The organism is Streptomyces viridosporus T7A (genome assembly GCF_008704515.1).
Taxonomy (GTDB): domain Bacteria; phylum Actinomycetota; class Actinomycetes; order Streptomycetales; family Streptomycetaceae; genus Streptomyces; species Streptomyces viridosporus.
On the sequence record NZ_CP023700.1, the window covers coordinates 5,466,676 to 5,489,811 of the forward strand.

The 23,136-nt window shown below is 72.2% G+C and carries 20 protein-coding genes, 2 tRNA genes and 1 pseudogene; 15 read left to right on the plus strand and 8 right to left on the minus strand.

From position 1 onward, the window contains the following. Nucleotides 1–7: 7 nt before the first annotated feature. From CP969_RS25395 to CP969_RS25405, 3 genes are all read left to right on the plus strand, one after another. Complete coding sequence (locus CP969_RS25395) at nt 8–1,171, plus strand: SDR family oxidoreductase (protein ID WP_016824690.1); 1,164 nt, start codon at nt 8–10, stop codon at nt 1,169–1,171. A gap of 128 nt (nt 1,172–1,299) precedes the next feature. Then, nucleotides 1,300–1,758: a molybdenum cofactor biosynthesis protein MoaE gene (locus tag CP969_RS25400; RefSeq protein WP_026084887.1), complete on the plus strand. Its 459-nt coding sequence runs from the start codon at nt 1,300–1,302 to the stop codon at nt 1,756–1,758. 445 nt (nt 1,759–2,203) lie between these two features. Continuing rightward, on the plus strand, nt 2,204–3,298 hold the full coding sequence (locus tag CP969_RS25405; protein WP_016824688.1) for a YlbL family protein: 1,095 nt from the start codon (nt 2,204–2,206) through the stop codon (nt 3,296–3,298). Nucleotides 3,299–3,319: 21 nt separating this feature from the next. Here the strand turns inward: CP969_RS25405 and CP969_RS25410 are convergent, their stop codons facing one another. Then, the gene (locus CP969_RS25410) at nt 3,320–3,862 is read right to left on the minus strand and encodes a PPA1309 family protein (RefSeq protein ID WP_026084886.1); all 543 of its coding nucleotides are present in this window, start codon (nt 3,860–3,862) and stop codon (nt 3,320–3,322) included. Nucleotides 3,863–4,026: 164 nt separating this feature from the next. Between CP969_RS25410 and CP969_RS25415 the strand changes: the two genes are divergently transcribed. The 4 genes from CP969_RS25415 (at nt 4,027) to CP969_RS25430 (ending at nt 9,355) form a co-directional block, all read left to right on the plus strand. Beyond that, entirely contained in the window at nt 4,027–6,963 is a 2,937-nt protein-coding gene (locus tag CP969_RS25415) for a UPF0182 family membrane protein (protein ID WP_223887170.1), read from the plus strand. Nucleotides 6,964–7,019: 56 nt separating this feature from the next. Continuing rightward, nucleotides 7,020–7,093, plus strand: a tRNA-Met gene (locus tag CP969_RS25420). Between the two features lie 224 nt (nt 7,094–7,317). Next, nucleotides 7,318–9,135, plus strand: a complete 1,818-nt coding sequence (locus tag CP969_RS25425; RefSeq protein ID WP_171817461.1) for a tetratricopeptide repeat protein — start codon at nt 7,318–7,320, stop codon at nt 9,133–9,135. Between the two features lie 146 nt (nt 9,136–9,281). After that, nucleotides 9,282–9,355: transfer RNA gene (locus tag CP969_RS25430), tRNA-Met, on the plus strand. 185 nt (nt 9,356–9,540) lie between these two features. Here CP969_RS25430 and CP969_RS25435 read toward each other — a convergent pair. Further along, nucleotides 9,541–9,957 carry a Fur family transcriptional regulator gene (locus tag CP969_RS25435; RefSeq protein ID WP_004983642.1) on the minus strand — a complete coding sequence of 139 codons (417 nt, stop codon included), beginning with the start codon at nt 9,955–9,957 and terminating at the stop codon, nt 9,541–9,543. A gap of 133 nt (nt 9,958–10,090) precedes the next feature. Here CP969_RS25435 and CP969_RS25440 point away from each other — a divergent pair. Then, nucleotides 10,091–11,533: pseudogene (locus CP969_RS25440) on the plus strand (catalase); the annotation flags it as partial. Between the two features lie 108 nt (nt 11,534–11,641). Here the strand turns inward: CP969_RS25440 and CP969_RS25445 are convergent. Then, the gene (locus tag CP969_RS25445; protein WP_004983636.1) at nt 11,642–12,055 is read right to left on the minus strand and encodes a CBS domain-containing protein; all 414 of its coding nucleotides are present in this window, start codon (nt 12,053–12,055) and stop codon (nt 11,642–11,644) included. Between the two features lie 186 nt (nt 12,056–12,241). Then, nucleotides 12,242–13,042: a histidinol-phosphatase gene (hisN, locus tag CP969_RS25450; RefSeq protein ID WP_016824683.1), complete on the minus strand. Its 801-nt coding sequence runs from the start codon at nt 13,040–13,042 to the stop codon at nt 12,242–12,244. Between the two features lie 120 nt (nt 13,043–13,162). Here hisN and CP969_RS25455 point away from each other — a divergent pair, with 120 nt between their 5' ends. Beyond that, complete coding sequence (locus tag CP969_RS25455) at nt 13,163–13,774, plus strand: TetR/AcrR family transcriptional regulator (RefSeq protein WP_026084885.1); 612 nt, start codon at nt 13,163–13,165, stop codon at nt 13,772–13,774. Between the two features lie 37 nt (nt 13,775–13,811). Here CP969_RS25455 and CP969_RS25460 read toward each other — a convergent pair whose 3' ends face one another. The 4 genes from CP969_RS25460 to CP969_RS25475 form a co-directional block, all read right to left on the minus strand. Continuing rightward, nucleotides 13,812–14,135, minus strand: coding sequence for a DMT family transporter (locus tag CP969_RS25460; protein WP_004983628.1), 324 nt, complete (start codon nt 14,133–14,135; stop codon nt 13,812–13,814). Between the two features lie 154 nt (nt 14,136–14,289). Continuing rightward, on the minus strand, nt 14,290–15,300 hold the full coding sequence (gene rsgA, locus CP969_RS25465) for a ribosome small subunit-dependent GTPase A (protein WP_004983625.1): 1,011 nt from the start codon (nt 15,298–15,300) through the stop codon (nt 14,290–14,292). Nucleotides 15,301–15,312: 12 nt separating this feature from the next. Beyond that, complete coding sequence (aroA, locus tag CP969_RS25470; protein WP_016824681.1) at nt 15,313–16,629, minus strand: 3-phosphoshikimate 1-carboxyvinyltransferase; 1,317 nt, start codon at nt 16,627–16,629, stop codon at nt 15,313–15,315. Nucleotides 16,630–16,734: 105 nt separating this feature from the next. After that, the gene (locus CP969_RS25475) at nt 16,735–17,457 is read right to left on the minus strand and encodes a M50 family metallopeptidase (protein WP_026084884.1); all 723 of its coding nucleotides are present in this window, start codon (nt 17,455–17,457) and stop codon (nt 16,735–16,737) included. A 73-nt stretch (nt 17,458–17,530) separates the two neighbouring features. Here CP969_RS25475 and CP969_RS25480 point away from each other — a divergent pair, with 73 nt between their 5' ends. The 6 genes from CP969_RS25480 to CP969_RS25505 all read left to right on the plus strand — a co-directional run bounded on the left by CP969_RS25480 (nt 17,531) and on the right by CP969_RS25505 (nt 23,113). After that, the gene (locus CP969_RS25480; protein WP_026084883.1) at nt 17,531–18,385 is read left to right on the plus strand and encodes an SOS response-associated peptidase; all 855 of its coding nucleotides are present in this window, start codon (nt 17,531–17,533) and stop codon (nt 18,383–18,385) included. Between the two features lies 1 nt (nt 18,386). Next, the gene (locus tag CP969_RS25485) at nt 18,387–19,094 is read left to right on the plus strand and encodes an alpha/beta hydrolase family protein (protein WP_016824678.1); all 708 of its coding nucleotides are present in this window, start codon (nt 18,387–18,389) and stop codon (nt 19,092–19,094) included. A gap of 256 nt (nt 19,095–19,350) precedes the next feature. Beyond that, entirely contained in the window at nt 19,351–20,040 is a 690-nt protein-coding gene (gene sigR / locus CP969_RS25490) for an RNA polymerase sigma factor SigR (RefSeq protein ID WP_004983614.1), read from the plus strand. After that, nucleotides 20,037–20,348 (plus strand): mycothiol system anti-sigma-R factor, encoded by a 312-nt coding sequence (gene rsrA / locus CP969_RS25495; RefSeq protein ID WP_004983611.1) that lies wholly within the window; start codon nt 20,037–20,039, stop codon nt 20,346–20,348. Before sigR ends, rsrA begins: the two co-directional genes overlap by 4 nt. 177 nt (nt 20,349–20,525) lie before the next feature. Continuing rightward, nucleotides 20,526–21,878, plus strand: coding sequence for an HD-GYP domain-containing protein (locus CP969_RS25500; RefSeq protein WP_016824677.1), 1,353 nt, complete (start codon nt 20,526–20,528; stop codon nt 21,876–21,878). Beyond that, the gene (locus CP969_RS25505; protein ID WP_171817460.1) at nt 21,875–23,113 is read left to right on the plus strand and encodes an HD-GYP domain-containing protein; all 1,239 of its coding nucleotides are present in this window, start codon (nt 21,875–21,877) and stop codon (nt 23,111–23,113) included. The genes CP969_RS25500 and CP969_RS25505 overlap by 4 nt, the downstream gene beginning before the upstream one ends. The last annotated feature ends 23 nt before the right edge of the window (nt 23,114–23,136 follow it).

Below are 23,136 nucleotides of genomic sequence, written 5' to 3' on the forward strand. Positions count from 1 at the left end.
ACGCCCGGTGAGTTCCCCAGATCCACAGGTTCGCGCAGCGCGAAACAAGTCAGACCGTCCGTCGCCCGACCACCATCCCTCGACGACGGCGCTCCGCGCAGGCCGGACGCCTGCCGCGCGCGGACCCGTCGTAGCGGTCACCGGTGCCGCGTCCGGCGTCGGCGCGCTGCTCACCGGGCGGCTCGCCGCCTCGGAGGAGGTCAAGCGGGTCGTCGCCATCGACGAGCGGCGCGGTGAGTGCACCGAGGCCCAGTGGCACATCCTGGACGTACGGGACCCGGCCATCGCGGACAAGCTCCGCGGCGCCGATGCGGTGGTGCACCTGGCGCTCGACCTCGACCTGGAGACCGACGCCGCCGCCCGTACGGCCTACAACGTACGGGGGACGCAGACCGTCCTGACGGCCGCGGCGGCGGCCGGGGTGCACCGCGTGGTGCTGTGCACCTCGACGATGGTCTACGGAGCGCTGCCCGACAACGAGCTGCCGCTGTCCGAGGACGCGGAACTGCGGGCCACGGCGGAGGCCACGGGCGTCGGCGACCTCCTCGAGATCGAGCGGCTCGCGCGCCGGGCGCCGCGGGCGCACCCCGGGCTCAACGTCACCGTCGTCCGCCCCGCCGTGCTGGTGGGAGGCACCGACACCGCGCTGACCAGGTACTTCGAGTCGCCCCGGCTGCTCGTGGTGGCCGGATCGCGGCCCGCGTGGCAGTTCTGCCACGTCGATGACCTGTGCAGCGCCCTGGAGTACGCCGTGCTGGAGAAGGTCGACGGGGAGCTGGCCGTCGGCTGCGACGGATGGCTGGAACAGGAGGAGGTCGAGGAGCTCAGCGGGATCCGCCGCATGGAGCTGCCGTCGGCGGTGGCGCTGGGCGCCGCGGCCCGGCTGCACCGGATCGGGCTCACCCCGTCCCCGGCCGGGGACCTGGCGTACACGATGTACCCCTGGGTGGTGAGCGGGAGCCGGCTGCACGACGCCGGGTGGCGGCCCGCGTACACCAACGAGGAGGTGCTCGCGGAGCTGCTGGAGGAGGTCTCCGGCCGGCACACGGTCGCCGGCCGGCGGCTGGGGCGCAAGGACGCGACGGCGGCGGGTGCCGCGGGCGCGACGGTGGCCCTGCTGGGCGCGGCGGCGGTGGTGCGGCGGGCGCGGAAGACCCGGCGGCGGATCTGAGCACCGGCGGGCCGGGGGCCCGGCCGGGGCTTCGCCGAGCCTCCCGGAGGAGCGCCCGGACCGGCCCGCGCGGGTACCGGGCGACGGTGCTGTTCCGCGCCGTCGCCGGTGTGCGGCACGATGGGGGCATGGCATCCACGCACGATCATCCGGGCGAGCAGGCGGCGCAGGACCCGATCAAGCTGATCGGCATCCGTGACACACCGCTGTCGGTGGACGAGGTCTTCCGGGCGGTCGGGGACGACGCGGCCGGCGGGACGGCGCTGTTCGTGGGGACCGTGCGCAACCACGACGGCGGCACCGACGTCGACCGGCTCGGCTATTCGTGTCACCCCAGTGCCGAGGACGCGATGCGGCGGATCGCCGAGAAGGTGGCCGCCGAGTTCCCCGTGCGGGCGCTGGCCGCCGTGCACCGGGTGGGGGACCTCGAGGTCGGGGACCTGGCCGTCGTCGTCGGCGTGTCGTGCCCACACCGGGGCGAGGCCTTCGAGGCCTGCCGGAAGCTGATCGACGACCTCAAGCACGAAGTGCCCATCTGGAAGCACCAGAGGTTCTCGGACGGGACCGAGGAGTGGGTCGGCGCGTAGCGCCGTCGTCGGGGGGTGGTGGTCGGGTGACGGGTGGGGGCGAGTGAGGTCCGCCGGACCGGGTATCCGCTGTCGGGATCTTCCGGTTGCGCAACCGCCCCCCGGGCGTGAGCGTTGTCACTACGAATGGTTAATCTGCTGATCATTCAGTCGCGGACGCTCATGGGGTTGGGAGGTCGGCATGGCGGCGCTTGCCTGGTTGCTGATTCCGCTTGTGGCTGCGATAGGTGCGGGGCTGTGGGGCAGCTGGGCCAACCGGACCCGCAAGGTGCGGGGCGATGGACCGGAGCTCATCGGTTACGCCCGTTTCTGCGAGGCCATGGAAAGACCGCGGTCGGGTAGCTGACGGCCGGAAACAGCAGGTCACCGTAGACAGTGCGAGCAGGGCCGCCCGGACGGGCGGCCCTGACGGTGTGCTGACAGGCGTGTCCCGTACTGTCGAGGCATGCCACGCCGCACCGCGACGATGCTCGCCTCCACCCTGATGCTGATCGCGCTCCTGTGCGCGGGAGTGTTCATCCCCGTGCCGTATGCGGAGATGTCCCCGGGGCCGACGGTGAACACGCTGGGCGAACACGACGGCGAGCCGGTGCTGCAGATCTCCGGGCGCAAGACGTACCCGACGGACGGCCACCTGAACATGACCACGGTGCGGGTCACCAGCGCCGACTACCGGATGAACCTCGTCGAGGCCGTCTACGGGTGGCTCGCGCACGACAACAAGGTCGTGCCGCACGACACCCTCTACCCCGACGGCAAGACGGAGGAGGAGTCGACCCAGGAGAACGCCGAGGAGTTCAGCCAGTCCCAGGAGAGCGCCAAGGTCGCGGCCCTGAAGGAACTCGGCGTTCCGGTGAAGTCCTGGGTGATCGTCTCGACGGTCGTCAAGGACTCCCCGGCCGAGGGCAAGCTGCACGCGGGCGACGTGATCAAGGCCGTGGACGGCAAGGCGGTGAAGGAGCCGGCCGACGTCGCCGAGCTGGTGACCGAGCACAAGCCCGGTCAGGACGTCGTCTTCACGATCGTGCCCGCCAAGGAGCAGGCCGCCGCCGAGAAGGAGAAGCGGACGCCGACGAAGACCGAGGAGGTCACGATCACCACCAGGGCCTCCGACGACGCCGGTGAGAAGCGGGCCGTCGTCGGGATCTCCGCGGGGACCGACCACACCTTCCCGTTCACCGTCGACATCAAGCTCGCCGACGTCGGCGGGCCGAGCGCGGGCCTGATGTTCGCGCTCGGCATCTACGACAAGCTCACCCCCGGCAGCCTGACCGGCGGCAACTTCGTCGCCGGCACCGGCACGATCGACGACAACGGCGAGGTCGGGCCGATCGGCGGGATCCAGATGAAGACGGTCGGCGCGCGCAGCAAGGGCGCCCAGTACTTCCTCACGCCCGCCGACAACTGCGCGGCGGCCGCCAAGGACACCCCCGAGGGCCTCACCCTCGTGAAGGTGAGGACCCTGGACGACGCCCTGGGCGCGCTGGCCGACATCCGCTCCGGCGACACCGCGGGCCTGCCGAAGTGCACGGCGTCCTGACCGGCCCGCCGACCGGGGCGGCTACTCCTCGAAGGTCGCCGCCAGGGCCTCGGCCAGGCCCGGGACCAGTGCGGAGCCGGTGAGGACCTCGGTGGGGGAGTCCTTCTCACGCAGCCGGAGCGCCGACTCGCGGGCCCCGTCGCGCAGCACCGCGACCGTCATGCGGACCTCCTGACGCTCCGGGTGCGCGGCCACCCACCGCGTCAGCGCGGCCTCGTCCAGATCCTCCGGGACCTCGGCCTCCGCGGACGGCGGCAGCATCAGCCGCTCCACGGTCAGGGCGCAGCCGGCCACCGCGTCGGGCCAGGCGATGGTGCCCAGGAACTCGTCCAGCGGCTTGCCCGTTGGAATCTCGTCCTGCTCGATCGGGGTGAGAGCGGTTGTCTCCTGCTCGCTGCCCAGACCGAGCCGGTCCGCGAGAGAGGGCTGTTCGGCCCGCAGCCGGGCGGTGTCTACGAGGGCGAAGAGACGGGCGGGCTGGTCCCAGCCGAGGCCGGAGACGTACTCGTCGATCTCGAGCACGGCCCGGGTGAGCGGGCTCGCCGCCATGGGTGTGTTGGACATGGTCACAATCCTCTCTCGTTCCTGGCCGGAATCGGGAACCGAGTAAAGGGTGAGTAAGTTGCATAGGTAGGGACCCCCGACCACGGGGGCCCCACCCGGTCCACGGAAAACGCGGGCCTGACGAATCAACAGCGAACTTCGAGGTGCCTACCTTGGCTTTCCAGATGCCGGACCGCGGCGGAGGCCCGACAGGGCCACGGATCAGAGTGGGCCGCCCGTCCCGGCGGGTCCGGACCCTGCTCATGACACTGGGCGTCCTGGCCGTCCTCGGCATGGTGTTCACCATGTTCGCGGGCTTCTGGACCGACTGGCTGTGGTATCGATCGGTCGACTACTCGTCGGTGTTCACGACGACCCTGTGGACCAAGATCGGACTCTTCTTCGTCTTCGGTCTGCTGATGGCCTTCGCGGTCGGCTTCAACATCTGGCTGGCGCACCGCATGCGGCCGCCGCTGAGCGCCATGTCGATGGAGCAGCAGAACCTCGACCGGTACCGGATGGGCATCGCCCCGTACAAGAAGTGGCTGCTGCTCGGCATCACCGCTCTGGTGGGCCTGATCGCCGGCGCCTCGGCGTCGAGCCAGTGGCGGACCTGGCTGATGTGGGTCAACGGCGTGCCCTTCGGGCAGAAGGACCCGCAGTTCAAGCTCGACGTCTCCTTCTACGCCTTCGACCTGCCCTGGTACCGGTTCATGCTGGGCTTCGGCTTCGCCGCCGCGATCCTGGCACTGATCGCCGCCGCGCTCACCCACTACCTGTACGGCGGGCTGCGCGTCACCAGCCCGGGGGCGCGCGCCACCGCCGCGGCCACCGGGCACCTGTCGGTGCTCCTCGGCATCTTCGTCGCGCTGAAGGCGGTCGCGTACTGGCTCGACCGGTACGGACTCGCGGTCAAGTCCAGCGACTTCAAGGCCACCGACAACTGGACGGGCCTCAGGTACGTGGACGCCAACGCCTACCTGCCGGCCAAGACGATCCTGTTCTGCATCGCCGTGATCTGCGCACTGCTGTTCTTCGCCACCCTGTGGCGGCGCACCTGGCAGCTGCCCGTGATCGGCTTCGGCCTGATGGTGCTGTCGGCCATCCTGATCGGCGGCCTGTACCCGGCGATCGTGCAGAAGTTCCAGGTCCAGCCGAACGAGCAGGCCAAGGAGGCGCCGTACGTCGAGAAGAACCTCAAGGCCACGCGTGAGGCCTACGGGATCGGCGACTCCAAGGTCACCGACTACCCGGGCACGGTCCAGACCGAGGACAAGACCAAGCTGCGCAAGGACGTCGCCGACGCGGCGAGCATCCGCATCATGGACCCGAACATCGTCTCGCCGACGTTCCAGCAGCTCCAGCAGATCAGGAACTACTACGCGTTCCCGACCAACCTGGACGTCGACCGGTACAGCAAGGACGGCAAGGAGCAGGACACGGTCATCGGCCTGCGCGAGCTGAACTACAACGGCATCCCCAAGCGGAACTGGATCAACGACCACTTCCGGTACACGCACGGATACGGTGTCGTCGCCGCCGAGGGCACCAGCGCCGACTCCGGCGGCCGTCCGGTGTTCACCGAGTCCGACCTGCCCTCGAAGGGCGACCTCGGCACGTACGAGCAGCGCGTCTACTACGGCGAGCGGACGACCACGTACTCGATCGTCGGCGGTCCCCAGAAGGAGATCGACTACTCCGACGACAGCGGCGAGAAGACCTACAGCTACCAGGGCGACAGCGGTGTCAACCTGGCCAACCCGATCAACCGGGCCGCCTACGCGGTCGCCTTCAGCGAGCCGCAGATCCTGTACTCCGGCGCGATCGGCGACGGTTCGCGGATCCTGTACAACCGCACGCCCAAGGAGCGCGTCGAGGCGGTCGCCCCGTGGCTGACCATCGACGGCGACGCCTACCCGGCGGTCGTGGACGGCCGGATCCAGTGGATCGTCGACGCCTACACGACCACCAACGGCTACCCGTACGCGTCGCGGACGATCCTCGGCGACACGACGGCCGACTCGCTGACCGCCACCAACGACCAGCGGGCGGTGGTGGCCCAGCAGAACCAGGTCAACTACATCCGCAACTCGGTGAAGGCGACCGTCGACGCGTACAGCGGCGAGGTCAAGCTCTACCAGTGGGACACCAAGGACCCCGTCCTGAAGACGTGGATGAAGGCGTTCCCGGACACGGTGGAGCCGAGGAGCGAGATCTCCGAGAACCTGATGGCCCACCTGCGCTACCCGCAGGACCTGTTCAAGGTGCAGCGCGAACTGCTCACCCGCTACCACGTGAAGGACGCCACCACGTTCCTCAGCGGCAGCGAGGTGTGGCAGGTGCCGGACGACCCGACCAACAAGACGGGCGACGCGGTGCCTCCGTACTACCTGAGCATGAAGATGCCCGACCAGCAGGAGCAGACCTTCTCGCTCACCACGACGTTCACGCCGAACGGCCGTGACAACCTCAGCGCCTTCATGGCGGTGAACGCCGATCCGGGCACTGAGGACTACGGCAAGATCAGAATCCTGAAACTGCCGACGAGCACCACGGTCGCCGGACCGAAGCAGGTCCAGAGCCAGTTCAACTCCCAGCAGGACATCGCCGAGACGATCCGGCTGCTGAGGGGCGGCGACTCCGAGGTGGAGTACGGCAACCTGCTGACCGTCCCCCTCGACGGAGGACTGCTGTACGTGGAGCCGGTCTACGTACGCGGTGGTGGACTCAAGTACCCGCTGCTGCGGAAGGTCCTGGTGACCTACGGGGGCCAGACCGCCTTCGAGGACACCCTCGAGCAGGCCCTGGACAAGGTCTTCGGAGGGGAGGGCACGCCCACCGAGCCGCCGTCGGGCGAGGACGAGGGCACCGGCGAGAACGAGGGCACGACGCCACCGCCGACGTCGGAGAACCCCACGGTCCAGGAGGCGCTGAACGACGCCCAGAAGGCCTTCGAGGCCGGCCAGGAAGCCCTGAAGAAGAACGACTGGGAGGCCTACGGCCAGGCGCAGAAGGACCTGGAGGAGGCGTTGCGCAGGGCTGAGGAGGCCCAGTCGGCCGAAGGGGCGGGCACGGGCGGCGGGGGCGGCGGCCCCAGCCCGGAGGCGAGCCCGAGCAGTTAGCGGGCAGACCGGTCGAACACTCCGTCCCGCGCCGTGCTACGGTTGCAACACAACGGCGCGGGGTGGAGCAGCTCGGTAGCTCGCTGGGCTCATAACCCAGAGGTCGCAGGTTCAAATCCTGTCCCCGCTACTGAAGTCGCGCAGTCGGCGACGGCAAAGGCCCGGATTCCGCAAGGAATCCGGGCCTTTGTGGTGTGCGAACGCATGTACCCCGGGCAGACGACGGCCGTGGCGCCGACGGGAGTTGGGGGTTCTGTGTTTGACTTGTCTCTCTGTGGGCATGTCGACAAAACGCTGAAGTGACCTCACTGGCTGCGGTATACCAGGTGTACCCAGGTTGCAGGTGGTGCGACGATGGACGTTATGGGGGACAAGGCAACTCTGTACGGGACAGGGCGTTTTGTGCAGGCCTCCGTTCGGGAGGAACCCCGCGACGAGACGGGGGAAGCCGCCGACGAGGCTGCCGAGGAGCTGCGTCAGAGACTCGCCGCCGAGACCGGCGACGTCGAGGCGATGAGCGTCCTCGGCGCCATGCTGCTGCGCCGCGGTGATCTCGACGGGGCCGAACCCCATCTGCGTGCCGCCACCGCTGCGGGCGACCGCGCCGCCGCCAACAACCTGGGCGTCCTCCTGCACCAGCGGGGCTACGCCGACGACGCCGCCGGATGGTGGCGGATCGCCGCCGTCGCCGGCTCCGCCGCCGCGGCGCACGCGCTCGGCCGCCACCACCGCGAGCGCGGTGACGAGCCCGCCGCCGAGTACTGGCTGCGCCAGTCCGCCGAGCAGGGCCACACCCTCGGCGCGTACGCCCTCGCCGACCTGCTGGAACACCGCGGGGACGCGGACGGCACCGAGCGCTGGATGCGGGCCGCCGCCGAGCGCGGGCACCGGGAGGCCGCGTACCGGCTGGCACGGGCACTGGACCGCAGGGCCGCGCGGCAGACCGACGCCGGCGGTGTCCCGCCGGCGGACGAGGCCGAGCAGTGGTACCGGCAGGCCGCCGCGCGCGGGCACCGCAGGGCCGCGCTGCACCTCGGGGCGATCCTGGAGAGGCGCGGCGAGCTCAGGGAGGCCGGCCGCTGGTACCTGACCTCCGCCAAGGACGGCGAGCCGCGGGCCGCCTGCGCGCTCGGCTTCCTGCTGCGCGACGCGGGAGACTCCGAGAACGCCGCCGTGTGGTGGCTGCGGGCCGCGCAGGACGGAGACGGCAACGCCGCCAACGCGCTGGGCGCGCTGCACGCCGAGCGCGGCGAGACCCAGACCGCCGAGCGCTGGTACCGGGCGGCGATGGACGCCGGTGACGTGAACGGCGCGTACAACCTCGGGCTGCTCTGCGCCGAGCAGGGCCGGACCCAGCAGGCCGAGCAGTGGTACCGCCGGGCCGCCTACGCCGGCCACCGCGAGGCGGCCAACGCCCTGGCGATCCTGCTGCTGCGGGCCGGCGACGAGACGGGCGCGGAGCCGTGGTTCTCCAAGGCCGCGGAGGCGGGCAGCGTGGACGCCGCCTTCAACCTGGGCATCCTGCACGCCGGCCGGGGCGAGGAGCAGGCCGCGCTGCGCTGGTACGAGCGGGCGGCGGCCGCCGGGCACACCGAGGCGGCGCTCCAGGCCGGCATGGCGCGGCTGCGGGACGGCGACGAGGGCGAGGCGGAGCGGTTCCTGCGGTGCGCGGCGGGCGGCGGGAGCGCGGAGGCCGCGTACCGCCTGGCGACGGTGCTGGACGCCCGCAGGCCCCCCGAGCCCGCGCACGAACTGGGGGAGCCGGTGCACCGGCGGAGCGAGTGCGAGGAGTGGTACGAGCGCGCGGCCTCCCAGGGCCACCGCCGGGCACAGGTGCGCGTCGGCATGCTCGCCGCGGCCCGCGGCGACGTGGTCGACGCGGCCCGCTGGTACCGAGAGGCGGCCGAGGCCGGCTCCCGCAACGGCGCCTTCAACCTGGGCCTGCTGCTGGCCCGGGAGGGCAGCGAGCCGGAAGCGGTCGTCTGGTGGACCCGCGCGGCCGACGCCGGGCACGGCCGGGCGGCGCTGCGCCTCGCGCTGGTCTACGCACGGCGGGGCGAGCTCGCCGAGGGCCAGCGCTGGGCCGATCGCGCGGTGGCCCTGGGCCCCGAGGCGGTCGCGGAGCGCGCCAAGCGCCTCCGTGACGCCCTGCGCCAGGAACTGTCGGCCTGACCGCGCCACCGCCCGCCCGGCGGGTGACGGCGCGGTCCGGGACCGCCCCGCCGGTGCGGCCCGGGGTGGGGAGACCCCGGCCGCGGTGGCCCGTGGAAAGCGATTTGCTTCCGTCCGGCTCCTTCACGTAACGTTGCATTCATCGACGCGGGGTGGAGCAGCTCGGTAGCTCGCTGGGCTCATAACCCAGAGGTCGCAGGTTCAAATCCTGTCCCCGCTACTGAAGGCCGAGGGCCGGAACCCGAAAAGGGTTCCGGCCCTCGGTTTTTTCCCGTGCGTGGACCCGCCCGTCACGGCGCGCATCCCCGGGGCGGCGCGTCGGGAGGCCGCCCGACACGACGAGCCGACACGACGAAGGGCCCCGGCACTCATCGGTGCCGGGGCTTTCGCTCGCGCAGGGGACGCCTACGCCGCCGCGCAGTTCGGGCAGACGCCGCGGTACGTCACTTCCACGTCGGAGACCGTGAAGCCGAAGCGCTCCGTGTCGGGGAGGTCGGCCAGCGGGTTGCCGGTCGGGTGGACGTCGCGGATCGCGCCGCACTGCGCACAGACCAGGTGGTGATGCGGACGGTGGGCGTTGGGGTCGTAGCGCTTGGCCCGCTTGTCCGTGGCGACCTCCAGCACCTCACCGAGCGAGACCAGCTCGCCCAGGGTGTTGTAGACGGTCGCCCGGGAGATCTCGGGCAGCTTGGCGACGGCCCTGGCGTGCACCTCGTCGGCCGTCAGGTGGACGTGTTCGCCGTCGAGGACCTCGGCCACGACACGGCGCTGCGCGGTCATCCGCCATCCACGTCCGCGGAGCCGTTCCAGAAGGTCACTCATAGGCACCAGCCTAGCAGCAGGGGGACCAGGTCCCGAATGGGTGTGACTTTGGAGTCTCACTTGACTTAGACATTGTCCATTGTAGGATCGAGATTGGCTTTGGCCAAGGGACAGAAGGTCCAGTGATGACGCAGGACCGCTTACTACGGAGGCCGGTGCTCCGGTAGCCGACGACCAGAACAGCGAGACCGCGGGCGTCGGCGGCCCGGTGCTCGTTCAGGACCAGCTCCTTCCGGAGAAGCTGGCCCACTTCAACCGTGAGCGCATCCCGGAGCGTGTCGTGCACGCCCGTGGTGCCGGTGCCTACGGCACCTTCAAGGTCACCGCCGATGTCACGAAGTACACCCGTGCCAAGTTCCTCTCCGAGGTCGGCAAGGAGACCGAGGTCTTCCTGCGCTTCTCGACGGTGGCCGGCAACCTGGGCGCCCCGGACGCCGTGCGCGACCCGCGCGGTTTCGCGGTGAAGTTCTACACCGAGGAGGGCAACTACGACCTCGTCGGCAACAACACCCCGGTCTTCTTCATCCGGGACGCCATCAAGTTCCCCGACTTCGTCCACACCCAGAAGCGCGACCCGTACACCGGTTCGCAGGAGGCGGACAACGTCTTCGACTTCCGGGGTCTGTCGCCCGAGTCGACGCACCAGGTGACCTGGCTCTTCGGTGACCGCGGCATCCCGGCGTCCTACCGCCACATGGACGGCTTCGGCTCCCGCACCTACCAGTGGAACAACGAGGCCGGCGAGGTCTTCTGGGTCAAGTACCACTTCAAGACCGACCAGGGCATCAAGAACCTGACCGCCGAGGAGGCCGAGGTCCTCGCGGGCAAAGACCCCGACTCGCACCAGCGGGACCTGCGCGAGGCCATCGAGCGCGGCGACTTCCCGTCCTGGACCGTCTACGTCCAGGTGATGCCGGCGGCCGAGGCGGCGACGTACCGCTTCAACCCGTTCGACCTGACCAAGGTCTGGGCGCACGCGGACTACCCGCTGATCGAGTTCGGCAAGCTGGAGCTCAACCGCAACCCGGAGAACATCTTCGCCGAGGTCGAGCAGTCCGTCTTCAGCCCCGGCCACTTCGTCCCGGGCATCGGTCCCTCGCCGGACAAGATGCTCCAGGGCCGGATCTTCTCCTACAGCGACGCCCACCGCTACCGCGTCGGCATCAACGCCGACCAGCTGCCGGTGAACCGTCCGCACGCCACCGAGGCGCGCACCCACTCCCGTGACGGCCACCTCTACGACGGCCGCCACAAGGGCGCGAAGAACTACGAGCCGAACAGCTTCGGCGGGCCGATCCAGACGAACCGCCCGCTGTGGCAGCCCCTCCCGGTGTCCGGTGTCACCGGCGAGACGGTCACGCCCGTCCACGCCGAGGACAACGACTTCGTGCAGGCGGGCAACCTCTACCGGCTGATGTCGGAGGACGAGAAGGAGCGCCTGGTCAAGAACCTGGCGAACGCCGTCTCCGGGGTATCGCGCGACGACATCGCCGAGCGCGCGATCAACAACTTCCGTCAGGCGGACGAGGACTTCGGCAAGCGGCTGGAGGCCGCGGTCCAGGCCCTGCGCGGCTGATTCCAGCGCTGGACCGCTCGTCGAGAACGCGGGCCGGACCCCCCACGGGGGTCCGGCCCGTTCCGCATGTCCCGCGACGACGTCCCCGCGACGGTGCCCGCGGGGCGCCTACGCCGGTACCTGCGCCGGTATGCTCCGGCCCGGCTGCCGCCGCGGTGCCCAGCAGCGGATGATGTCGCGGACCGAGACCACGCCGACGGGCTCGTCGCGGTCGAGGACGATCAGGTGGCGGAAGCCGCCGTGGGCCATGGCGGCGGCCGCCTCCTCCAGGGTCCAGGAGGGCGCGGCGAAGACGACGTCGGTGGTGGTGTGGGCGTGGGCGCGCTCGGAGTCCGGGTCCTGCCCGAGCCCCACGGAGTCGAGGACGTCCCGTTCGGTGAGGATGCCGATGCCGGTGCCGTCGGGGTCGAGGACCACGGCCGCGCCCACCCGGCGGGCGGACATCAGGGTGGCGGCCTGGCGGAGGGTGTGGGCGGGGCCGATGGTGAGGACCACGGTGCTCATGGCGTCACGGACGAGCATGGATGGAGCCACCTCCTTCCGGAAACCGGACGCTCGCGGGTGCCGCGCCCACGGACGCGGCACCCGCTAGTTCGCGGTTTCACAAATTCACAAGTGGGGGGACCCTCAGAGTGGCAGGCAAAGCGGGGGGCAACAAGGGGGCGCGTGCGGCCCGGCCGAGGGCGCGCACGCGGACCCCTGTACCACTCAGTAGCGCTGGTTGAGATACCCCAGCAACTCGTCGTGCAGCAGACCGTTCGACGCGGCGGCGTTGCCGCCGTGCGGTCCGGGGCGGCCGTCGAGCCCGGTGAAACTGCCGCCGGCCTCGGTGACGATGATGGCGTTGGCGGCCATGTCCCACAGCGAGAGTTCGGGTTCGGCGCACAGGTCGACCGACCCCTCGGCGACCATCATGTACGGCCAGAAGTCGCCGTACGCGCGGGTGCGCCACACCGCACGGGTGAGGTCGAGGAAGCCGTCCAGCCGCCCCTGCTCCTCCCAGCCGCTGAGCGAGGAGTACGCGAAGGAGGCGTCGGAGAGCGTGGAGACGCGGGAGACCTGCAGCCGGGAGGCCGAGGACAGGCTGCGTCCGCTGAAGGCGCCGCCGCCCTTGGCCGCCCACCAGCGGCGGCCGAGGGCGGGGGCGGAGACGACGCCGACGACGGGCTGGTAGCCGCCCTCGCCGGCTTCCATCAGAGCGATGAGGGTGGCCCAGACGGGGACGCCGCGCACGTAGTTCTTCGTCCCGTCGATCGGGTCGATCACCCAGCGGCGCGGACCCGTGCCCTCCACCCCGTACTCCTCGCCGAGCACCGCGTCCCGGGGGCGGGCGCGCTGGAGGTGGCCGCGGATGAGCTCCTCGGCGGCCTTGTCCGCTTCACTCACCGGCGTCATGTCCGGTTTGGTCTCGACCTTGAGGTCGAGGGCCTTGAAGCGGTCCGTCGTCGCGGCGTCGGCGGCGTCCGCGAGGACGTGGGCGAGACGCAGGTCGTCGAGGTAGTCGGGCATGCAACGAACGGTATCCGCCGAGGCGGGGGCGGGGCCACAGGGGGCCCGCGAACCCTTGACAGCCCCCGGGGGCCCGTCAAACCTGAACCGCAGGACCGGCCGCTCGCCCCGAGGGAGGCGATGATGCCTGCAGCGCGGGAATCTCTGCTGGACGCCGCTTGCGCGGCGCTGGCACGCCGGCCGTGGTCCGCGGTGCGGATGGTGGACGTGGCCGCCGCGGCCGGAGTCTCCCGCCAGACGCTGTACAACGAGTTCGGCAGCAAGGACGGCCTCGCGCGGGCCCTCGTCCGCAGGGAGGCCGACGGCTACCTGGCCGGCGTCGACCGCGCCCTCACCGGCTCCGCCGACGCGCGCGAGCGGCTGACCGCGACCGCCGAGTGGACGATCTCCGCCGCCCGCGGGAACGCCCTGGTCCGCGCCGTGCTCACCGGCTGCTGGAGCGAACGCCTGCCCGCCCCGGCCCTCACGCCCGTGCGGTCCGGCTCCGCCGTCCCCGCCCAGCGCCGCGCCGACGGCCCGCTGCCCTCGCCCACCGACTTCGTCGCCCTGGTCCGCGACCGTGCCGTCGCCGTCCTGGCCGGCTCCGATGCACCCCAGACCGACGCCCTCGACCTGGCCCGCTCCTGCGAACTCGTGGTCCGCCTCGCCCTGTCCTGCGTCGCCGCGCCACCGGTCGAGGGCGGCGTGGCCGACCTGGTCCGCAGCGTCCTGCACCGGCAGCCGGTGCCGTAGGACCGGCGCGGGGAACCGTGCCGCGGGACGCGGACGCTCAGTGCGCCGACCCCGACAGCTGCAGACCGACCACCCCGATGATCACCAGCGTGATCGACACGATCTTCAGCGTCGACACCAGGTCGCCGAGGAACACCATCCCGTAGATGGCCGTCCCCGCCGCGCCGATCCCCGTCCACACCGCGTACGCCGGGCCCACGTCCAGCTTCTTCAGTGCCAGGGTCAGCAGCCCGAAGCTCCCCAGCGCGAACACGCAGAAGGCGATCGTCGGCCACAGTCGCGTGAAGCCGTGCGACAGCTTCAGACACACGGCGAAACCGGTCTCGAGCAACCCGGCCACTACGACCAGCAGCCACGCCATGTGTCGTCCTCCCGTGTTCTCGCCACGCACGGTGACCGCTTCGCCGGGTTCGGCGGGTTCGGGTCCGGCTCGGTGCGATTATGCACTTACCGCCCGCATGCCCGGACAAACAACGCGGAGGCCGATTCCTCGGCGCGCTCTCCGGCCGTGTGCCTCAGTCGTCCTCCGTGCGCTCCCGCGTCGCCAGCAGCCGCCGCAGCGAGTACAGCCGCGCCGGGTCCGCGTTACCCTCGGCCACCCACGCGTCCAGCGCGCAGTCCGGCTCGTCGTGACTGCACGCGCGGGGACAGTGCTCCGTACCCGGTTCCAGGTCGGGGAAGGCGTGGATGACCCGGGACGGATCGACGTGGGCGAGCCCGAAGGACCGCACGCCCGGGGTGTCGATCACCCACCCGTCCGCGCCCGACAGCGGCAGCGCCAGCGCGGAGGTCGTCGTGTGCCGGCCCCGTCCCGTCACCGCGTTCACATGTCCCGTCGTACGCCGCCGCTCCTCCGGCACCAACGCGTTGACCAGCGTCGTCTTGCCGACCCCGGAGTGCCCCACGAACGCCGTGACACGGCCGTCGAGCTGTTCGCGCACCCGGTCCGCCGCCGCGCCGCTCTCCAGTTCGGCGCGGCTGGTGACGACGTAGGGGATGTCGAGGTCGCCGTACAGCTCCAGCAGCTCGTCGGGCGGGGCGAGGTCCGACTTGGTCAGCACCAGCAGCGGCGTCAGCCCTCCGTCGTACGCCGCGACCAGGCAGCGGTCGATCAGGCGCGGGCGGGGCTCGGGATCGGCGAGGGCGGTGACGACGGCCAGCTGGTCGGCGTTGGCGACGACGACCCGCTCGTAGGGGTCGTCGTCGTCGGCGGTGCGGCGCAGCACCGACGTGCGCTTCTCGATGCGCACGATCCGCGCGAGCGTGTCCTTCCTCCCGGACAGGTCGCCGACGATCGCCACCCGGTCACCGACCACCGCCGCCTTGCGGCCCAGTTCGCGGGCCTTCATCGCCAGCACGGTCCGGTCCTCGACGAGGCAGGTCAGCCGGCCCCGGTCGACGGTGAGGACCATGCCCTCGGCCGCGTCCTCGTGCTTGGGGCGTATGTGGGTGCGCGGCCGGTTGCCCCTGCGGTTGGGGCGGGAGCGGATGTCGTCCTCGTCGGTGTGCTTGCCGTAGCGGCGCATGGTCGTGAACCCCTATGCCCCGAGCATCCCGGTCCACAGCTCGGGGAAGTCCGGCAGGGTCTTCGCCGTGGTCGCCACGTTCTCGATCTGCACCCCCTCGACCGCCAGGCCGATGACCGCACCGGCGGTGGCCATGCGGTGGTCCTCGTAGGTGTGGAAGACCCCGCCGTGCAGCCGGCGCGGGCGGATGTGCAGACCGTCGGCGGTCTCGGTGACGTCGCCGCCGAGCTCGTTGATCTCCTTGGTGAGCGCGGCCAGGCGGTCCGTCTCGTGCAGCCGCAGGTGGGCCACGCCGCGCAGGGTGGACGGCGAGTCCGCGAGCGCCGCGACGGCCGCGATGCCCGGCGTCAGCTCGCCGACCTCGCCGAGGTCCACGTCGATGCCGTGGATCGACCCGGAGCCGGTGAACACGAGCCCGTACTCGGTCAGCTCGCAGGAGCCGCCCATCTCGGTGAAGATCTCCCGCAGGCGGTCACCGGGCTGGGTGGTCCGGGCCGGCCAGTCCGGGACGACGACCTTGCCGCCGGTCACCAGCGCCGCCGCCAGGAACGGCTGGGCGTTGGACAGGTCCGGCTCGATGGTCAGGTCCCGGCCGAGCAGGGCGCCCGGGGTGACCCGCCAGACGTTGGGCTCGCCGCCCGACTCCGGGGTGTCGACCTGGGCGCCGACCGCGCGGAGCATGTCGACGGTCATGCGGATGTGCGGCAGGGAGGGCAGCGTCGAGCCGGTGTGCCGGACCTCGACGCCCTGGTTGAAGCGCGGCGCGGACAGCAGCAGGGCGCTGACGAACTGGGAGGACGAGGACGCGTCGACCGAGACCGTGCCGCCGTCCAGGGCACCGCCGCCGTGCACGGTCATCGGCAGCGCGCCGCGGTCGTCGTCGTCGATCCGAGCCCCCAGCCGGCGCAGCGCGTCGATGACGCCGTTCAGGGGGCGCTCGTAGGAGCGGGGGTCACCGTCGAAGCGGACGGGGCCGTCGGCCAGCGTGGCGACCGGAGGCAGGAACCGCATCACCGTGCCGGCGTTGCCGACGTCGACCGTGGCCGGACCGTGCAGGCCGGTGGGGAGCACCCGCCAGGCCTCCCCGGTGCCGTCCGGGCCCACGCCCTCCTCGATCTCGACCCCCAGGGCCCGCAGCCCGCCCGCCATCAGCAGGGTGTCGCGGGAGCGCAGCGGGCGGCGCAGCCAGCCCGGCTCGGAGGCGAGGGCGGCGAGCACGAGGGCACGGTTGGTGACCGACTTGGACCCGGGCACGTGGACGGTCGCGTCGACGGCTCCGCTCGCGTGCGGGGCGGGCCAGAGGGCGGTGTGTGCGGGGTTAACGGTCATGGGCCCCACTTTAGTGGGCGGCGCTGGTTCGGGTGCGGCAGCGTTGTGGCTGGTCGTGCCCCGGGGCGGGGCCGCGCGCCGGCACCGTCCGCGCCCGGTCGGCCGTCACACCTCCAGCAGCCAGCGCCCCCCGCCGATCAGCGAGCACAGCGACACCGCGTGGAACAGGAAGAACCACAGTCCCGCCGGTGTGTGCGTGAGCCGGGACAGCTGGTCCGCGTCCGAGTCGCCCGCGCCCCCGCGCGCCCGCTTGGCCTGCAGCTCGAAGGCCGGGCGGACCCCGCCCAGCAGCAGGAACCACACCACGGCGTACGCGAACGCCGCCTGCACCTGGGGGCCGGTAAGCCAGGACACGGCCACGAACGTGGCGCCGGTGAGCAGCACGGTCAGCGCCCCGTACGCGTTGCGGATCATCACCAGCATCGCGATCAGCAGCGCCGTCGCCAGCCACAGCAGCAGAGTGATGCGTCCGGAGCCGAGCAGCGCGGCGCCGCCCAGGCCCAGCAGCGGGGGAGCGGTGTAGCCGGCCACCGCGGTCAGGATCATGCCGATGCCGTGCGGTTTGCCGCGGCTGACGGTCAGGCCGCTGGTGTCCGAGTGCAGGCGTATCCCGGTCAGGGTGCGGCCGGTGAGCAGGGCCACGAGCCCGTGGCCGCCCTCGTGGGCGATGGTGATGGCGTTGCGCGAGAGCCGCCACAGCCGGTGCGGTACGACGACGGCCAGCGCGGCGGCCAGGGTGGCGGCGACCACCCACAGGTCCGGATCGGGCTGGGTGCCGGAGATCTCGTCCCAGAGGGAGGTGAGCGAGGCGGACGCGGTGCTGACCATGCTGGCGGTGCTCTCCATGTGTTCCCGTCGGTTCCCTCTGCCTGCGCGTGCGGAGTCTGGCAGTGTTGCACGTATGTGCGGACGGTATGCAGCGAGTCGCAGTCCCGAGGAGCTCGCGGGGATCTTTGGGATTGAGGTGGGGGTCCCCTCTGCTCGAGCGGAGTCGAGCGATCGGGAGAGGGAGCCGGAGGAGGCCCTGGGGCCCGACTACAACGTGGCCCCCACCAAAGAGGTCTACGCCGTGCTCGACCGCCCCCTGAAGGGCGTGGACGACCCGCGGCCGGTCCGGCAGCTGCGCAGGCTGAGGTGGGGCCTGGTCCCCTCGTGGTCGAAGACGCCCGAGGGCGCCGCCCGGATGATCAACGCACGCGCGGAGACCGTCCACGAGAAGCCCTCCTACCGGCGCGCCTTCGCCACCCGGCGCTGCATCCTGCCCGCCGACGGCTACTACGAGTGGGTCACCGGCAAGCAGGAGCGGGACCTGGAGGTCGAGGGGAAGAAGAAGCGCCCCCGCAAGCAGCCGTACTTCGTGACGCCGGCGGACGGCTCGGTCTTCGCGATGGCCGGGCTGTACGAGTTCTGGCGGGACCGGACGCTGCCGGACGACCACCCGCAGGCCTGGTGGGCGACGTGCACCGTCATCACCACCGAGGCGGAGAGCAGCCCGCTCGCGGTCCCGCCGGAGGACGGCCCGCACACCCTGGCCGACATCCACCCGCGGATGCCGCTCATGCTCACACCGGACCGCTGGGACGGCTGGCTGGACCCCTCCCGCACGGACGTGGAGGACGTGCGCGGACTGCTCGCCCCGCCGCCTCCCGGCCTGATGCGCGCCTACCCGGTCCCCACGGCGGTCAGCAACGTCCGCAACAACGGCCCGGAGCTGCTGACGGAGCTGGCCGCACCGGAGGAGGGCACACTCTTCTGACGTGATCCCCGAAACCCCCGACGCGGCCACCGGGCCCGCCGAGTCCGCCAAGCCCACCGAGCCCGTCGAAACCAACGAAACCGTCGAAACCGTCGAGACGGACGCCGGCCCCGCCCGCATCACCTGGCACCGTGCCGGGCGCGACGCACGCCTCGTGCTGGCGGTGGGCCACGGCGCCGGCGGCGGCATCGAGGCCCGGGACCTGAGGGCCCTCGCCGCCGCCCTGCCCGCCCACGGCGTGACCGTGGCCCTCGTCGAGCAGCCCTGGCGCGTGGCCGGCCGGAAGGTGGCGCCGGCGCCGAAGACCCTCGACGTCGGCTGGCGCGGCGTCTGGCCCGCGCTGACCGGGCCCGGTCTGCCGGTGATCGCGGGCGGGCGCAGCGCGGGGGCCCGGGTGGCCTGCCGCACGGCCGGTGAACTGGGCGCCCGCGCCGTGCTCGCCCTGAGCTTCCCCCTGCACCCGCCGGGCCGGCCCGAGAGGTCCCGCGCCGACGAGCTGCTCGGCGCCGGGGTGCCCACCCTCGTCGTCCAGGGCGGCAACGACCCGTTCGGCAGGCCCGGGGAGTTTCCCGAGGGGGCGTACGAGCTGGTGGAGGTGCCGCACGGCGACCACGGCCTCGCCGTGCCCGGGCGGGCGGGCATCACGCAGGCGGAGGCCCTGGCGGTCGTCACGGACGCGGTCGTGCGGTGGACCGGCCCACTCGGGTAGGGGCCCGGGAATGCCCGGACCGCCCGCGCTGTTGAGGCGGACGTACGTGCCGGTCAACGGCACCGCCGCCGTAGGAGAGGAAGTCCACCGCATGGGTTCCACCTTCTGCCCGCGCCGCAGCAGCCGCACCGACCTCGACTGGACGGTGCTGCACGCGGCCAAGACCGCCCCTGTTCGGGCGGCGGGCGGACCGGATCGTCGTCTATCCTCCGATTCGGGTGAGACCGCTCTCGGTCTCACGACAACTCTGGAGGAGGTGGGTCCGGTTCCCGGTACCGGCGCAGGGACCGAACACGGCCAGGCGGAGCAGCCCGAGGGCCAGGGCGGCGGCACGGGCGCGGAGTCGACCGCGGAGCGCAGCGCGCGCTTCGAGCGGGACGCGCTCGAGTTCCTCGACCAGATGTACTCGGCCGCGCTGCGCATGACGCGCAACCCGGCCGACGCGGAGGACCTGGTGCAGGAGACGTACGCCAAGGCGTACGCGTCCTTCCACCAGTTCCGCGAAGGAACCAACCTCAAGGCGTGGCTGTACCGGATCCTCACCAACACCTTCATCAACTCGTACCGCAAGAAGCAGCGCGAACCCCAGCGCAGCGCGGCCGAGGACATCGAGGACTGGCAGCTCGCGCGGGCCGAGTCGCACATGTCCACGGGACTGCGCTCCGCGGAGTCGCAGGCGCTGGACCACCTGCCCGACTCGGACGTGAAGGAAGCGCTGCAGGCGATCCCCGAGGAGTTCCGCATCGCCGTGTATCTCGCGGACGTCGAGGGCTTTGCCTACAAGGAGATCGCCGACATCATGGGGACACCCATCGGTACGGTGATGTCCCGGCTGCACCGGGGCCGTCGTCAACTGCGCGGCATGCTCGAGGACTACGCCCGTGAGCGCGGACTGGTCCCGGCCGGCGCCGGAGAGTCGAACGAAGCGAAAGGCTCGGGGTCATGAGCTGCGGAGAGCCGCACGAGACGGATTGCAGCGAGGTCCTTGATCACCTCTACGAGTTCCTCGACCGCGAGATGCCGGACGCCGACTGCGCGAAGTTCGAGCACCACTTCGAGGAATGCTCGCCCTGCCTGGAGAAGTACGGGCTCGAGCAGGCGGTGAAGAAGCTGGTCAAGCGGTGTTGCGGGCATGATGACGTGCCGGGCGACCTGCGTTCCAAGGTCATGGGGCGGATCGAGCTGATCCGCTCCGGCCAGGCCGTGCCCGAGCAGGACGTCACCGCCGCGCCGACGTCGCCGCAGGAGTCCTGACCTCCCGGCCTGCGGCCTCCCCGGCAGGCCCGTGACCGCCCCGTACGGGGCCCGTCGTCACTCGTACGTGCTAATCCGCGGGTTATCGGCCCGTGGAGGCGCCCTTCGCCGTCCTAGGCTCCAGAGCCTGACAGGGGTGGCAGGTCGAGCACGGCGGGCACGGTCGGGGAGGGGCTCATGGAGGCGTTACCGGGACGGGCCCGCGCGCTGGTCGCCGGTGTCGCCCTGTCCGGCCTGCTCTGTCTGCTGCCCCTCCCGGGCGCCCCCGTCCCCTGGTGGGCGGTCGCCCTGCTCGCCGCGCTGTACGGCGGCTGCGAGCTCCTCGCCCGGTCGCGCCTCGTCGGCACTCCGCACCCGGGCGGAACCTTCTACCCCGTCCTACTCGCCGGGGCCTTCCTGCTGCCGCCGTCCGCCGCGGCGCTGGCCGTCCTGCCCGGGGCGCTGCTCGTGCCCGTGGCGTGGCGGCCGTACCCGGCCCGGCGGCTCTGGCGGGCCGGCCGGCTGGTGCTCGCGGTGTGGGCCGCGAGCCGGGTCCACCGGGCGGCCGGCGGCCGGGAGGCGGTGGCGGACTGCGACGTTCCGCTCGCGCTCGGGACGGCCGGGGCCGCGGTGCTGGTGTTCTGCCTGGTGCTCACCCTGCTGGACGGCGCCGTCCTGGCGCTGACGGCGGGCGTACCGCTGCGGCGCGGGGAACGGACGGCGGGGCCGGCGGTCGCCTGGGGGCGGCTGTTCCTGCGGTCCCTGGCACCGATCACCGTGCACGGCCTCGCCGGGCTCATGATGGCCCTGCTGTGGCGCAGCCCCTACGGTCCCGTGGCCGCGCTGCTCGTGCTGCTGCCGATGGGCGTCTCGTGGTGGGCGTTCGCCCAGTACCACCGGGAGCGGGCCGCGCACCAGGCGACGATCCGCGCGCTCGTCCAGGCCGTCGACATCAAGGACGGGTACACCCGCGGGCACAGTGAGCGCGTCGGACAGGCCTCCATGATGATCGCCCGTGAACTGGGCATGGACGACGAGCGGGTCGAGGTGCTGCGGTTCGCGGGGATCCTGCACGACGTCGGCAAGCTCGGCGTGCCCACCCGGCTGCTCACCAAGGACGGTCCGCTCACCCCCGAGGAGCGCCGGGTGATCGAACTGCACCCCGAGTACGGGCACGAGATGGTGCGGGGGATCTCCTTCCTGGGCGAGGCCCGGGAGGCGGTGCTGCACCACCACGAACGGCTGGACGGCACCGGCTACCCCTACGGGCTGGCGGGCAGTCAGATCCCGGAGTCCGCACGGGTGGTCGCCGTCGCCGACGCCTTCGACGCGATGACCTCCACCCGCTCCTACAGCCGGGCCCGGCCCGTGCCCGTGGCCCTGAAGGAACTCCAGCGGTGCGCGGGATCCCACTTCGACCCGCGGATGGTGGCCGCTCTGGTGCACGTGATCGGCCGGGCCGGGTGGCACCCCGCGGTGACCGCCGACGACGCCCGCGCCGTGCCCGCGCCCGCCGCACCGGTCACCGACCGGCCCGGGGCGCACCGGTGAGGCCCGGGCTCCACACCCTCGTCCACACCTGCGCGGCCGTCCTGGCCGCCGGATCCCTGGGCGCCACCCTCCACCACGGCGTCGAGGAACGCGGTACCGCCCTCGCCTTCGGCCTGCTCGTCACCGTCGGCGAACTCACCCGGCGCAACGGGACCCGGATCAGACAGGCCGCGCCGCTCGCCGCCGCCGGGTCGCTCTCGTACGCGCTGCTCGGCGAGGCCGGCGGCCGGCCCACCCACCACGGCGCCGCCCAGGTCGTCACCGTGGTGCTCGCCGCCTCCCTGCTCGGCAGCGTGCCGCACGTCGGGCGCGGCCACGGTCCCACCCTCGACCCGCTGGCCCGCCGGGTGCTGACCGTCGGCTTCGTCGCCGTGTGCTTCCAGCCCCTGTACAGCCAGGGCGCGTTCGACGACTGGAGCGGGCCGGCCCACGCGCTGCTGCTGCTCGCCCTGCTGTCCCTCACCGCGCTGTGCGACGCCGTGCTCGCCGCCGCGCTGGCCCGCTCCCGCACCGGGTGGCCCTTCCTGCCGACGCTGCGCGACGAACTGCGGGCCGTGCCCGGCATCGGGGCCGCCGTCGTGGCCACGGGCGCGGTGATGGCGCTCGGGGTCGCGGTCGTGGGGCTGTGGGCGCTGCCCGTCTTCTCCGTACCGCTGCTGCTCGCACAGTTGTCCTACCGGCGGTACGCCGCCGTGCGCGCCACCTACCGGCAGACCATCGCCTCCCTCGCGCGGGCCACCGAGATCGCCGGGTACACCCCGGCCGGGCACGCCCACCGGGTCGCGGCGCTCAGCCGGGCGGTGGGCCGGGACCTCGGGCTGACCGGACCCGAACTGACCGTGCTCGAGTACGCGGCCCTCATGCACGACATCGGCCAGCTCAGCCTCGTCGACCCGGTCCCCGCGGGCGCCACCGCCGACCTGCCGGCCGCCGAGCAGCGGCGGATCGCCCTGCTCGGCGGCGCGGTCGTACGCCAGACCGGGGTGGACCCCCGAGTGGCCCGGATCGTCGAACAACAGGCCGATCCGCACCGGGAGCAGCCGCTCGCCGCGCGCATCGTCCGGGTGGTGAACGCGTACGAGGAGAAGTCCCGGGAAGGAGGGCCCGGCGGGCCGCTGACCGCACTGGAGGAACTGCGGCTGGCGACCGCCGGGGAGTACGCCCCGGAGGTGGTGGAGGCACTGGCCCGGGTGCTGTCGCGGAACACGGAGGTGGTGCGTGCGGACCGGAACTGAACACCGGGTGCGTCCGGCGGCCG

What these genes read in the sequence shown, in the direction of transcription:
- CP969_RS25480 (WP_026084883.1), top strand. Translation starts at nt 17,531, where the DNA reads ATGTGCGGACGGTATGCAGCGAGTCGCAGTCCCGAGGAGCTCGCGGGG.
- rsgA (WP_004983625.1), bottom strand. Translation starts at nt 15,300, where the DNA reads ATGCGCCGCTACGGCAAGCACACCGACGAGGACGACATCCGCTCCCGC.
- CP969_RS25455 (WP_026084885.1), top strand. Translation starts at nt 13,163, where the DNA reads ATGATGCCTGCAGCGCGGGAATCTCTGCTGGACGCCGCTTGCGCGGCG.
- CP969_RS25405 (WP_016824688.1), top strand. Translation starts at nt 2,204, where the DNA reads ATGCCACGCCGCACCGCGACGATGCTCGCCTCCACCCTGATGCTGATC.
- aroA (WP_016824681.1), bottom strand. Translation starts at nt 16,629, where the DNA reads ATGACCGTTAACCCCGCACACACCGCCCTCTGGCCCGCCCCGCACGCG.
- CP969_RS25475 (WP_026084884.1), bottom strand. Translation starts at nt 17,457, where the DNA reads ATGGTCAGCACCGCGTCCGCCTCGCTCACCTCCCTCTGGGACGAGATC.
- CP969_RS25400 (WP_026084887.1), top strand. Translation starts at nt 1,300, where the DNA reads ATGGCATCCACGCACGATCATCCGGGCGAGCAGGCGGCGCAGGACCCG.
- hisN (WP_016824683.1), bottom strand. Translation starts at nt 13,042, where the DNA reads ATGCCCGACTACCTCGACGACCTGCGTCTCGCCCACGTCCTCGCGGAC.
- CP969_RS25410 (WP_026084886.1), bottom strand. Translation starts at nt 3,862, where the DNA reads ATGTCCAACACACCCATGGCGGCGAGCCCGCTCACCCGGGCCGTGCTC.
- CP969_RS25425 (WP_171817461.1), top strand. Translation starts at nt 7,318, where the DNA reads ATGGACGTTATGGGGGACAAGGCAACTCTGTACGGGACAGGGCGTTTT.
- CP969_RS25460 (WP_004983628.1), bottom strand. Translation starts at nt 14,135, where the DNA reads ATGGCGTGGCTGCTGGTCGTAGTGGCCGGGTTGCTCGAGACCGGTTTC.
- rsrA (WP_004983611.1), top strand. Translation starts at nt 20,037, where the DNA reads ATGAGCTGCGGAGAGCCGCACGAGACGGATTGCAGCGAGGTCCTTGAT.
- CP969_RS25500 (WP_016824677.1), top strand. Translation starts at nt 20,526, where the DNA reads ATGGAGGCGTTACCGGGACGGGCCCGCGCGCTGGTCGCCGGTGTCGCC.
- CP969_RS25435 (WP_004983642.1), bottom strand. Translation starts at nt 9,957, where the DNA reads ATGAGTGACCTTCTGGAACGGCTCCGCGGACGTGGATGGCGGATGACC.
- CP969_RS25415 (WP_223887170.1), top strand. Translation starts at nt 4,027, where the DNA reads ATGCCGGACCGCGGCGGAGGCCCGACAGGGCCACGGATCAGAGTGGGC.
- CP969_RS25445 (WP_004983636.1), bottom strand. Translation starts at nt 12,055, where the DNA reads ATGCTCGTCCGTGACGCCATGAGCACCGTGGTCCTCACCATCGGCCCC.